The organism is Grimontia hollisae CIP 101886, assembly GCF_000176515.1.
In the GTDB taxonomy this organism is placed as follows: domain Bacteria; phylum Pseudomonadota; class Gammaproteobacteria; order Enterobacterales; family Vibrionaceae; genus Enterovibrio; species Enterovibrio hollisae.
On the sequence record NZ_ADAQ01000009.1, the window covers coordinates 291,009 to 303,559 of the forward strand.

Annotated in this window: 6 protein-coding genes, 1 tRNA gene, 3 rRNA genes and 1 riboswitch; of the genes, 3 read left to right on the forward strand and 7 right to left on the reverse strand. The window is 51.0% G+C overall.

Translation table 11 applies throughout. From position 1 onward, the window contains the following. Window positions 1-4: 4 nt before the first annotated feature. A complete protein-coding gene (locus VHA_RS04675; protein WP_005502287.1) occupies window positions 5-1,681 on the forward strand; it encodes a hypothetical protein in 1,677 nt (558 codons plus the stop codon). Between the two features lie 57 nt (window positions 1,682-1,738). Here the strand turns inward: VHA_RS04675 and VHA_RS04680 are convergent, their stop codons facing one another. Then, complete coding sequence (locus VHA_RS04680) at window positions 1,739-2,857, reverse strand: pyridoxal-phosphate-dependent aminotransferase family protein (protein WP_005502290.1); 1,119 nt, start codon at window positions 2,855-2,857, stop codon at window positions 1,739-1,741. A gap of 198 nt (window positions 2,858-3,055) precedes the next feature. Next, window positions 3,056-3,232, forward strand: a riboswitch (Lysine riboswitch). 90 nt (window positions 3,233-3,322) lie between these two features. Between VHA_RS04680 and lysC the strand changes: the two genes are divergently transcribed. Then, window positions 3,323-4,672: a lysine-sensitive aspartokinase 3 gene (gene lysC / locus VHA_RS04685; protein WP_040528206.1), complete on the forward strand. Its 1,350-nt coding sequence runs from the start codon at window positions 3,323-3,325 to the stop codon at window positions 4,670-4,672. Between the two features lie 87 nt (window positions 4,673-4,759). On the opposite strand, the gene metH is transcribed toward lysC, so the two are convergent. Beyond that, window positions 4,760-8,434, reverse strand: a complete 3,675-nt coding sequence (gene metH / locus VHA_RS04690; protein WP_005502300.1) for a methionine synthase — start codon at window positions 8,432-8,434, stop codon at window positions 4,760-4,762. A 195-nt stretch (window positions 8,435-8,629) separates the two neighbouring features. On the opposite strand from metH, the gene VHA_RS04695 reads away from it, so the two are divergent. Further along, a complete protein-coding gene (locus VHA_RS04695; protein ID WP_005502301.1) occupies window positions 8,630-9,964 on the forward strand; it encodes a cation:proton antiporter in 1,335 nt (444 codons plus the stop codon). A gap of 46 nt (window positions 9,965-10,010) precedes the next feature. Here the strand turns inward: VHA_RS04695 and metA are convergent, their stop codons facing one another. The 5 genes from metA to VHA_RS04720 form a co-directional block, all read right to left on the reverse strand. Beyond that, window positions 10,011-10,961 carry a homoserine O-acetyltransferase MetA gene (metA, locus tag VHA_RS04700; RefSeq protein WP_005502308.1) on the reverse strand — a complete coding sequence of 317 codons (951 nt, stop codon included), beginning with the start codon at window positions 10,959-10,961 and terminating at the stop codon, window positions 10,011-10,013. A gap of 151 nt (window positions 10,962-11,112) precedes the next feature. Beyond that, window positions 11,113-11,228, reverse strand: a 5S ribosomal RNA gene (gene rrf / locus VHA_RS04705). Window positions 11,229-11,242: 14 nt separating this feature from the next. Then, a tRNA-Thr gene (locus tag VHA_RS04710) sits at window positions 11,243-11,318 on the reverse strand. 159 nt (window positions 11,319-11,477) lie between these two features. Beyond that, window positions 11,478-11,593: ribosomal RNA gene (gene rrf / locus VHA_RS04715) — 5S ribosomal RNA — on the reverse strand. 169 nt (window positions 11,594-11,762) lie between these two features. Then, a 23S ribosomal RNA gene (locus VHA_RS04720) occupies window positions 11,763-12,551 on the reverse strand; the annotation flags it as partial.

Sequence of the window (12,551 nt, forward strand, 5' to 3'; positions counted from 1 at the left end):
CAGTATGCAAACATCGCGTTTACAACACCTCTGGCCAGACAAAGTAGCCAGTAAACCCCTGGTGAAGCCGGTGCTGATTGCACTGGCTGCACTGTTCTTGTTCTGTCTGCCCTTAAACCAAACCCCATTGGAATTTTCCGGTGTTCAGCATCCCGCAACGGCGTTGACACTTTTACTCACCGTCACCCTGATCTGTTTGGGTGGATGGGAGGCGGCCAGACAGCGCCGCTTCCGTTATACCACCGTCACTGTCTGGCTCGCTATTGCAGCCTTGTTTGCTTTGCTTCCCTCTTTCTACCTTCACGCTGACCTGCATACGGCAATCTGGCAGGGATGCAATGTGTTGCTTGCGCTATTGCTGTTTTGTACCTTGCAACAATTCAGCTTCAACCATATGCAACGCCAAGATCTCCTTTTGCTACCGCTGCTCAGTGGCTGGCTGCTGGCCCTTCCCGTACTGTTACCTACGCTGACAGACACCTATGCCTCTTATCTTTCAGGCATTACGGTACACGGTGAAGCATTAAGTATCGCTCTGTTGACCGCACTGTCATTATCGGCATACCTCCTGGCGAGAACCAAAGTATATAAACGCAACTGGGTCCCCCTGCATGCCGTGTTATTACTCACCCCAGTGCTCACTATTCCAGCACTCGCGGCATTGCGATCGCCCTGGCTCATCGCTGCCATGCTGGTCGTTACCATACTTATCCAACCTTTCCTATTCCGTTTTTGCCAAAAACGCCACCACGGACTTTGGAACTTGGCAGTACTGGCAGGCTTCATCCTTGCTTGGCATTTCAACTGGTTACCCCAGGCCGCATTATCCGCTGCACGGTATTCAGAGCATGAGCAGGCAGTACTGGCCCAGACCTGGGCATTGCTGACGCAATCACAGTTTGAAGGCGTCGGGCTGGGACAACTCATCAAAGCCCAGCTTTTATTTGGGCTTGAGCAACAGCAGGGACTTTCCCCTATCGTGCCATATCCAAGCTGGCTTCTGGCAAATCTCACCCAGGGAGGGATTGCTTACTGGGCAGGGTTTGGTGTGCTTCTCAGTCTGGTTACACGCCGTTTGATGGAGGCACCGGGAGGAACACGCTTGATGCTGCTGGCGATATTACTGCCTTCCCTGCTCGGCATGGCACTGACCGCTTATATGGAAATCAATCCGGCATTCGGTGTTCTGTTCGTGATATTGGTTTACTGGCTGGATAACCTCTCGGCGCACTATCGCCGTATTCCTCTTCGCCATACCCGTGGTATAAAACTGGCGGCCAACGGGGTACTGGCTGTCACTGCCTTTATGGTGTTGTCATCAATTTACCTTGGTGAACAGGCACTGCGCACTTACCAGATAAAAGATATAAAGCTGGTGCAGTACCAAACCCACCCATGGTGGCGGGATTACTTCAGTCAGGAGGCCGGGATGCGGGCATTTCACGATGCCTTGGAAAGCAGTGACAAACGCGCTCAGGAGCACTATCTGAGGGCGCAAATCTACCGCCTGGGAACCCATCCCAACCCAGAGGGATACCAGTCATTGATTGAACTTGCCATGCTGACCGGGCATGGATCTATTGCAAAGCAACTGAAAGAGGAAGCGGCCCTGTTATTTCCAGCACGGGAATTTAAGCTTGATTTTACAAAAATGCAGCCATCACGCACTGGCGTACACTGAACCTGCTAAAACAAAAGCGCCCTGCATTGCACAAGGCGTTTTCTTCATTGCTGCCGGTTACCCCAGTACATCTTTCAGTGCCTTGGCACACAGGGCAACATTCTCACGCCTGGCGGCATACCCCATCAGGCCTATACGCCAGGCTTTACCGGCCAGCGCACCAAGGCCTGCACCAATTTCCAAATTGTAGTCATTCAAAAGCCTTGCCCTTACCGCAGCATCGTCAACACCTTCAGGAACCGCAACCGCATTGAGTTGTGGCAAACGATGTTCTTCATCCACCAGGAAATGAATGCCCAGAGGCTCAAGTTCTGATTTCAACAGTTCATGCATATCACGGTGGCGCTGCCACGCATTTTCCAACCCTTCTTCTTTCAGCATCAGCAGGGATTCATGCAGGGCATACAGGCTGTTAACCGGTGCCGTGTGGTGGTAACTGCGCTTGCCTTCTCCACTCCAATACCCCAGTACCAGACTCTGGTCGAGGAACCAGCTTTGTACTTTTCCACTGCGTTGCTGCATTTTCTCGACCGCTCGCGGGGAGAAGGTGACCGGTGATAATCCCGGCACGCAGGATAGACATTTCTGGCTACCGGAATAGACAGCATCCAGCTGCCATTCATCCACCAGCAAGGGGACACCACCCAGTGACGTAACCGCATCCACGATTGTCAGGCAACCGTGCGCTCGTGCCAGCTCAGAAAGGGCTTTCGCATCACTCAGTGCGCCGGTGGACGTTTCTGCATGCACAAAGGCAACGGCAGTGGCCTGTGGGTTTGCTTCGAGGGCAGCAGCCACTTTCGCCGGATCAACCGGCTTCCCCCATTCATCGTCAACCATGACCGCTGTTGCCCCACAGCGCTCAACGTTCTCACGCATCCTGTCACCAAATACCCCATTGCGGCAGACAATCACTGTGTCGCCGGGCGAGATAAGGTTAACAAAGCAGGTTTCCATCCCCGCGCTGCCTGGGGCTGAAACCGCAATGGTAAAGGCATTCTCCGTTTGGAATGCGTACTGGAGCAGTGCCTTTACTTCATCCATCATGCCGACAAACAGCGGGTCGAGGTGACCAATGGTCGGTTGCGCCAGCGCTTGCAATACGCGGGGGGAAACATCAGAGGGCCCCGGCCCCATCAGGGTACGTTGGGGGGGAATAAAGCGTGAAATTGTCATTTATGTGCTCTCCATATGCCTTTTGCTCCTTGGGATTACTACCCTACCACTGCTTCGGCACAGGCCAAAACCTCATCGGCAAATAAACCCAACGTTGTCTTAAAATGAAAAGGTTTGAATCCAATCAAACATTGACATTACCGTTACAAACAATTATCAATAGAGGGCAATTTTTGCACAGCACCATGAGTGCTGTGCAGAGACAGAAGAGGCGCGTCTACCAGGCAGTCGGATTGCGGAGCCCCAACTCCAATGCCATCTGATCAGGGGGTAAGACGCCGAGGCGAGACCAGACCTTGGGGGGCTGGCTTGTCGGTCTGGGAGGTTGAATCCTCCGGATTGTCATCTCAATCGAGATGGAGCGCTTCTGGAGAAATGCCCTTTCTTCCAACCCTGCCCTCTCTGTCTTCCAACCTATTATTTTTCTGGGATACTCCACTCGCGATTTATGGGAGGTAAAAGGAAGTGAATGCATTAAATGTCGCAAAATTTGGCGGCACGAGTGTAGCCGACTACACAGCAATGTCTAACTGTGCAGCCGTCATTAAAAGGAATTTGAATACGCGACTGGTGGTGATCAGCGCCTGCTCTGGCGTGACAAACTTACTGGTTGAACTGGCAAACGGCGTTACCAATGACAGACAGCAGGACGTACTGGCAGAATTGCGTGAAATTCATTTCAGCATTTTGAAACAGATTCCTGACTCACCAGAGGTCGCATCGGCGGTGAATGCCATTCTCGATGAGGTCACATCCCTCTCTGCGGTGGCAGAAACGTCACCTTCAGATAAAACAACCGACGCGCTGGTTGCGTGTGGCGAAATGATGTCAACCCACATTTTCACCCATCTCCTGAACAGCAAAGGCATCAACGCAGTGCGTGTCGACGTGCGCAATGTACTGAAAACAGATAATGTGTATGGCAAGGCTACCCCAGATCTGATTGAGACTGCCCATCATGCAGAAAGCATACTCACACCGCTGTTTGAAGATAGCGTAGTGGTCACGCAGGGGTTTATCGGCTCAGATGCGCAAGGCAATACAACCACGTTGGGCCGTGGTGGCAGCGACTACAGCGCCGCCCTGTTGGCTGAAGCAGTCAAAGCAACATCGCTGGAAATCTGGACCGATGTGCCGGGTATCTACAGCACCGATCCCCGTGTGGTACCGACAGCCAGCCCTATCGATGAAATCAGCTTCAGTGAAGCGTCTGAGATGGCAAACTTCGGGGCCAAAATCCTGCACCCGGCGACGCTTATCCCGGCAATGCGTCAGGACATTCCGGTATTCGTCGGTTCGTCCAAAGCGCCGCAGCAGGGGGGTACCTGGATACGTCGACATGCAGAGAAATCCCCTCTTTTCCGCGCGCTGGCCCTGCGCTGCAACCAGACGATGGTCACGCTGACCAGCCTGAATATGTTTCATGCTTATGGTTTTCTGGCCGAAGTGTTCAGCATTCTGGCAAAACACAAAGTCTCGGTCGATCTGATCACTACATCAGAAGTAAGTGTGTCATTAACTCTGGATCAAACCAATACCAAAGGCGGCGCTCCTAAACTGCCAGAAGCAGCAGAAAAGGAGTTGACCAAGCTTTGTAAGGTAACCGTCGAGCAGGATATGTGCCTGGTGGCACTTATCGGTAACCACATGAGTGAGTCAAAAGGTGCAGCAGCAAAAATCTTCAGTGCGTTGGAAGACTATAACCTTCGCATGATTTGCTATGGTGCAAGCAATCACAACCTGTGTTTCCTGACCAGCACGTCAGAATCCAAAGACGTGGTTCGTGCACTGCACAAAGAATTGTTTGAAGCTTGATTCAACCCTCCACCGAAACAAAAATGGCGCTCAATGAGAGCGCCATTTTTATTTCATCAACAGAATGATGATTAGGGTCTGTTGACCCTAATCATTAAGGTTGGGCCCCAGCCATTTTTCGGCGTCGATCAGATCCCAGCCTTTGCGATCGGCATAACTGTCACGCTGATCTTCCTGGATCTGTGCCACCGCGAAATAGCGCGATTCCGGATGCGAGAAATACCACCCTGATACAGATGCTCCCGGCCACATGGCGTAACTGGAGGTCAGAGACATACCAATGGTTTCCTCTACTTTCAGCATCTCCCACAGAGTGCCTTTCTCGGTATGTTCGGGGCAGGCCGGATAGCCCGGAGCAGGACGAATACCCTGGTATTTTTCCCGGATAAGATCGTCGTTTGACAGGTTTTCATCTGTCGCATAGCCCCAAATCTCTTTACGCACACGCTCATGGAGATGTTCAGCAAATGCCTCTGCCAGACGATCGGCAACAGCCTGAATCATGATGGCGTTATAGTCATCCCCCTGCGCCTTGTAGGCATCCGCAAGTTCCCGTTCACCAATGCCGCCGGTGACGGCAAACGCACCAATCCAGTCCTTCTTACCGCTCTCTTTCGGTGCGATATAGTCAGACAGACAGTAGTTGAACCCTTTCGGTTTCTCGGTTTGCTGGCGCAGGTGATACAAGACATGGGCCACTTCAGTGCGGGATTCATCGGTATACACTTCAATGTCATCACCGACGCTTGCCGCAGGGAAAAGCGCGCACATGCCGCTCGCTTTCATCAGCCCCTCCCGCTCAACACGATCCAGCAGATCATTGGCATCCTTAAACAGACGTCTGGCTTCTTCACCCACCTCTTCATGGTCAAGAATTGCCGGGTACTTGCCGACCAAAGACCAGGTCATAAAGAACGGTGTCCAGTCGATGTATTGGCGCAATGTCGCCACATCGAAGTCTTCAAACACATGGACACCCGGTTTTGCCGGCACCGGCGGGGTATAGCTGTCCCAATCAATCGCGACTTTGTTTGCCCGGGCCTTTTCAAGGGTGACAGGCTTGGTACGGGGACGTTTACGGGCATGCTGCTCACGTACTACGTCGTAATCCGCCTGCAGTTTTTCAACAAACGCAGGTTTCAGCGTTTCAGACAGCAGTGACGAACACACACCAACCGCACGGGAGGCGTTGTTTACATACACCACGGGCTGGTTGTAGTTTTGCTCGATTTTTACCGCCGTATGGGCTTTGGACGTCGTTGCACCGCCAATCAACAGTGGCAGGTCAAAGCCAAGGCGCTCCATCTCTTTGGCCACATGGACCATCTCGTCCAGTGATGGGGTGATAAGGCCGGACAATCCGATAATATCGACATTTTCTTCCTTGGCGACTTTGAGGATTTTCTCACAGGGCACCATCACGCCGAGGTCGATAATTTCGTAGTTATTACATTGCAGCACCACGCCGACAATGTTCTTACCGATATCGTGAACATCCCCTTTGACGGTCGCCAACAGGATCTTACCGTTGGTGGACCCTGCCTGTTTTTCTGCGTTAATAAAGGGTTCAAGATGCGCCACCGCCTGTTTCATTACCCGGGCAGATTTCACCACCTGTGGCAGGAACATTTTACCTTCACCGAACAGATCGCCCACTACGTTCATGCCGTCCATCAGCGGCCCTTCAATGACCTCGAGCGGCTTGGAAGCATTAACGCGCGCTTCTTCCGTATCATCAACGATAAATTCGGTGATGCCTTTCACCAACGCATGCTCAAGACGTTTCTCTACCGGCCAGGTGCGCCACTCTAATGCCGAGGCATCTTCTTCTTTGCCGACACCTTTATTTGCATACTCAGCGGCAATATCCAGCAAGCGTTCCGTGCTGTCATCACGACGGTTCAGCACCACATCTTCTACTGCTTCGCGCAGCTTCTCAGGAACGTTGTCATAAATCTCAAGCTGGCCGGCATTAACGATCCCCATGTCCATACCGTTCTTGAAACAGTGATAGAGGAACACGGCATGTATCGCCTCCCGGACATAGTTGTTGCCGCGAAATGAGAAGGAGACGTTGGAAACCCCCCCAGAAATCATCGCATGGGGCAGATCGCGTTTGATGTCTGCAACCGCTTCGATGAAGTCGACGGCGTAGTTGTTATGCTCTTCAATACCGGTTGCGATTGCGAATATGTTTGGGTCAAAAATAATGTCTTCCGGCGGAAAGCCGACTTCATCCACCAGAATACGGTAAGCATTGGTACAGATTTCAAGCTTGCGCTCACGGGTGTCAGCCTGGCCTACTTCATCAAACGCCATGACAATCACTGCCGCACCATAGCGGCGGATGAGTTTCGCCTGCTCGACGAATTTCGCTTTGCCTTCCTTGAGCGAGATAGAGTTAACTATTCCCTTACCCTGAATACATTTCAGGCCCGCCTCGATGACTTCCCACTTCGAAGAGTCAACCATAATAGGCACTTTGGCGATCTCTGGCTCAGTGGCACACAAGTTCAGAAAACGCACCATACAAGCCTTCGCATCGAGCATCCCTTCATCCATGTTGATATCGATGATTTGGGCACCGTTTTCCACCTGTTGGCGGGCCACTTCAAGGGCCTCATCATATTGCTCTTCTTTGATAAGGCGCTTGAAACGGGCAGAGCCTGTCACGTTGGTACGCTCACCCACGTTGACGAACAGGGTCTCTTTGTCGATCGTTAACGGCTCGAGGCCGGACAGGCGACAGGCGACCGGAAGCTCTGGCAAAGTGCGGGGTTTGATCGACTGGGTTGCTTCATGCATCTGGCGGATATGCTCCGGCGTCGTACCGCAGCAACCGCCCACCAGATTAAGAAAACCACTTTCCGCCCACTCTTTAACATGTGCTGCCATGTCTTCCGGTGACAGATCGTATTCCCCAAAGGCATTGGGAAGGCCCGCATTGGGGTGGGTGGAAACATAGGTTTCTGAAATCCTGGACAATTCTTCCACATAAGGGCGCAACTCATCAGGCCCCAATGCACAGTTAAGGCCAAAGGAAATCGGTTTGACGTGACGCAGGGAGTTGTAAAACGCTTCTGTCGTCTGACCAGACAGGGTCCGACCAGAGGCGTCGGTAATAGTACCGGAGATCATCACTGGCAGTGTCACGCCCAGCTCTTCAAATACGCTTTGCACCGCAAAAGAGCACGCCTTGGCATTCAAAGTATCGAAGATGGTTTCAATCAAGATAAGATCTGAACCACCTTTGATCAGCGCGCGTGTGGATTCGGAATAGGCCGTGACCAACTCGTCAAAGCTGACATTACGGTAACCCGGGTCGTTAACATCCGGGGAAATGGAACAGGTACGGTTGGTCGGGCCAAGCACGCCAGCAACAAAACGAGGTTTATCCGGGGTTTTCGCCGTCCACTCATCGGCTGCTTCACGCGCCAGCTTCGCGGCAGAAAAATTGATTTCTTCGCTCAGGCTTTCCATGTCATAGTCAGCCATCGCGATGGTGGTGGCATTAAAGGTGTTGGTTTCGAGGATATCCGCACCAGCTTCCAGATACTCGGCATGGATATCTTTGATCATATTGGGTTGTGTAAGCACCAAAAGGTCATTGTTACCCTTAAGGTCACAATGCCAGTCCGCAAAGCGCTCACCACGGTAATCACTCTCCTCGAGCTTATAGCTCTGGATCATGGTCCCCATTCCGCCATCAATGATCAGAATGCGTTCCGCTAACAATTTTTCCAGTGTTTCCCTACTACTCACTACCACAGATCCTTCTAATTTCGCTTGCTATCCGCATAGTATCACAGACCAAATGGAAATCTAGACGTCTAATTAAACAATACTCCCGGATCAAGCATCCATAAGATAGATATTTGTTGTAGTTTTCTGCCGCGCTTGGATTTATATTTCGTTACAACTTTTCTAATCTCAACCTCAGCCTTTACGGGGTCGTCAATGACCATCTATACCACACTCTGTTTTCTCGCTGCCGCAGCCATGCTGATTGCTTTCATCAACAGTAAGATCGGGCAAATGCAAACCACGATTGCCATCACGGCCGGCGCACTTATCCTTTCTCTTGGAATCGTTATCGCAGGTCATAACAACTGGTTTGATTTAAAAGACCTCGCCGCCACGACGCTCAATGAAATTCACTTTGATGATTTTCTGCTAAAAGGCGTGTTGGGATTCCTGCTCTTTGCCGGTGGCCTTGGGGTAAAACTCCCCAACCTTGAAGATCAGAGATGGGAAATCACAACACTGGCGCTTGGAGCCACGCTGATTTCCACCTTCATTATTGGTGGTGCAGCCTGGTTCTTCTTTCAACTAATCGGCATTCCTTTTGACTTTATTTATTGCCTGTTATTTGGTGCGCTTATCTCGCCAACTGACCCTATTGCTGTTCTCGCTATCGTTAAGAAACTCAATGCCCCAAAGCGCATATCAACCCAAATTGAAGGCGAATCGCTATTTAACGACGGGTTTGGCCTGGTGATTTTTATCACCCTGTTTACCATCGCCTTTGGTACAGAAACCCCCACCGCATTGGGTGTCGTTCAGCTTTTCCTCCATGAAGCAATTGGTGGCATTATTTATGGTTTCTTCCTTGGATTGATTTTCCATTATCTGATTTGCCATACCGACGACCATTCCATGGAACTGCTGTTAACTCTTGGTATTCCAACGGCAGGCTATGTCTTTGCCGGTCTGATCGGAGTTTCCGGCCCACTGGCTATGGTCGTAGCTGGCATCATGATTGGAAACTGGACTCGCTACATTGGCTTTTCCAAAGAAAGTGAAGATCACCTAGACCACTTCTGGGAACTGGTTGATGAATTCCTCAATGGTGTGCTGTTCCTCTTGATTGGTCTAAGCATGCTGACATTTTCCTTCCACAAAGAAGACTGGATCATCATGGTATTCTCCGTACCTTTAGTACTCGTAGCACGTTACCTGAGCGTTCGTTTGTGTTATGTCGGTTTTAACCGTTACCGCGACTACAACCCTTATTCGGTACGTATCCTCACTTGGGGAGGTTTGCGAGGAGGACTGGCGCTTGCGATGGCCATGGCCGTACCTGCAGGCTATATAGTCGTTCCGGAGAAGAACATTGATGTCAGGGAAATGATTCTGGTGATGACTTACGCAGTGGTGGTGTTTTCCATCCTGGTTCAAGGTTCTACTATCACCAAGATGATTGAAAAATCCAAAGCCGCAGAAAGGGACATGCAGATCAAACCAAGCAGCTACAAAGAGGCAGTTTCTCAACCAGAAACTACCAAGGACTGATAAAACGCAAAGAACGAGAAAGGCCTGCAAATCGCAGGCCTTTTTATTATTCGTCGTCTTTGGTAAACGCAGATTCGGAGAAATGATCCAGATCATAGGGCGTTTGCTGGTAAACGCAGTAGTTCAGCCAGTTGGCAAACAACATATGACCATGACTACGCCAGCTGACATAAGGTTCCTGTGACGGATCGTCATCGGGATAATAGTTTGTTGGCACCGCAGGCTCCATGCCTTCCTCCAAATCGCGCATATACTCATGGTGCAAGGTATGAGAGTCATACTCCGGGTGGCCGGTAACAAAGACATTTCGTTTATCCTTGGTCGCCGCCAGATACGTACCGGCGACAGAGGAGGTTGCCAAAATATCCAAATCCGTATGTTCGGCGAGATACTCCGCCGAGAAGTCAGCATAACGGGAATGGGGGGCAAGAAAAGAATCATCAAACCCACGAAGGATGGGGTTATGGCTGTGCTCTTTGTGGGTTTTGTGCCAATACACCCCGGACAATTTCTCTTTACGGGTCTTCTTAGGCAGATCATAAAGCAACTTCAGGCCCGCCTGGGCAGCCCAGCAAACATAGAGCGTTGAAGTCACATGCTCTTTTGCCCAGGTCATAATGTCTTGCAGGTGGTCCCAATAAATCACATCCTCAAACTGAACTAACCCAAGGGGCGCCCCGGTGACGATCAATCCATCGAAGTTACGTCCTCGAATCCCCTGGAATTGGCGGTAGAAAGTGTCAAGGTGCTCGGTGGGAGTGTTCTTACTCGGCCTATCGTCAATTCGTAACAGCTCAACATCCACCTGAAGCGGGCTGTTGGAAAGTAAACGCATAAACTGCGTTTCTGTCTCAATTTTCTTGGGCATCAGATTAAGCAGCAACACTTTCAAGGGACGAATGTTCTGGCTTTCTGCACGGGTCGCCGACATCACGAAGATGTTTTCCTGACGCAGAGTACTGGCGGCCGGTAGCTGATCAGGGATCTTAATTGGCATCTTAAATCACTCCCTTATTAAGATGTATAGACGTCTAGAATTCCATTAACCCTATAACATCCATTTTAGGGGTTCAAGTAGATTTGTGAGGATGGAAAATAAACCATAAACGAAAAAACCCGTAGCGTCTCCGCTACGGGTTTGAAAAGGTGTCTGGCAGTGTCCTACTCTCACATGGGGAGACCCCACACTACCATCGGCGCTGCAACGTTTCACTACTGAGTTCGGCATGGGATCAGGTGGTACCATCGCGCTATGGCCGCCAGACAAATTTTAAAATCTGGTGCTGATACCCAGATTTGAACTGGGGACCTCACCCTTACCAAGGGTGCGCTCTACCGACTGAGCTATATCAGCAAATGTTGTTCAATCGAAGTCTTACTCATCTAGACGCTTTGATTGAAAATTTGTCGCTGCGCGAAGAATATTTTGAATCGATAAGCGCAGCATACGAATGTATGTGAGCATCGCAGATATCGAAATATTCGAGCTACAGTAGACAAATTGCAAATCAAAGCCTGGCGATGTCCTACTCTCACATGGGGAGACCCCACACTACCATCGGCGCTGCTCTGTTTCACTTCTGAGTTCGGCATGGAGTCAGGTGGGTCCAAAGCGCTATGGTCGCCAAGCAAATTCTGTATCGGGGTTCTCGGTCCTAGGTGACTAGGCCCTGGGAACGCCCATTAAAATCTTGGAAAACTGACCGCGGTTGCTCTTCCTAGGTCCTAGCAACCGCTCTCTCTCTTTACACACTCTTTGTGTTCTTACTTGAGTCCGCCAAAACCCCTTGGGTGTTGTAGGGTTAAGCCTCACGGGCAATTAGTATCAGTTAGCTCAATGCCTCACAGCACTTACACACCTGACCTATCTACGTCGTCGTCTCCAACAACCCTTTAGAAGGCTTTTAGCCTTAGGGAGAACTCATCTCGAGGCTCGCTTCCCGCTTAGATGCTTTCAGCGGTTATCAATTCCGAACTTAGCTACCGGGCAATGCCACTGGCGTGACAACCCGAACACCAGAGGTTCGTCCACTCCGGTCCTCTCGTACTAGGAGCAGCCCCTCTCAATTCTCCAACGCCCACGGCAGATAGGGACCGAACTGTCTCACGACGTTCTAAACCCAGCTCGCGTACCACTTTAAATGGCGAACAGCCATACCCTTGGGACCGACTTCAGCCCCAGGATGTGATGAGCCGACATCGAGGTGCCAAACACCGCCGTCGATATGAACTCTTGGGCGGTATCAGCCTGTTATCCCCGGAGTACCTTTTATCCGTTGAGCGATGGCCCTTCCATTCAGAACCACCGGATCACTATGACCTGCTTTCGCACCTGCTCGAACCGTCATTCTCGCAGTCAAGCGGGCTTTTGCCATTGCACTAACCTCACGATGTCCGACCGTGATTAGCCCACCTTCGTGCTCCTCCGTTACGCTTTGGGAGGAGACCGCCCCAGTCAAACTACCCACCAGACACTGTCCTCACCCCAGATTATGGGGGCCAAGTTAGAACATCAAACATACAAGGGTGGTATTTCAAGGATGGCTCCACGGCAACTGGCGTCACCGCTTCCAAGCCTCCCACCTAT

Bases quoted from the DNA above. Each gene is read 5' to 3' on its own strand.
- VHA_RS04675 (WP_005502287.1), top strand. From the start codon at position 5: ATGCAAACATCGCGTTTACAACACCTCTGGCCAGACAAAGTAGCCAGT.
- VHA_RS04680 (WP_005502290.1), bottom strand. From the start codon at position 2,857: ATGACAATTTCACGCTTTATTCCCCCCCAACGTACCCTGATGGGGCCG.
- VHA_RS04695 (WP_005502301.1), top strand. From the start codon at position 8,630: ATGACCATCTATACCACACTCTGTTTTCTCGCTGCCGCAGCCATGCTG.
- metA (WP_005502308.1), bottom strand. From the start codon at position 10,961: ATGCCAATTAAGATCCCTGATCAGCTACCGGCCGCCAGTACTCTGCGT.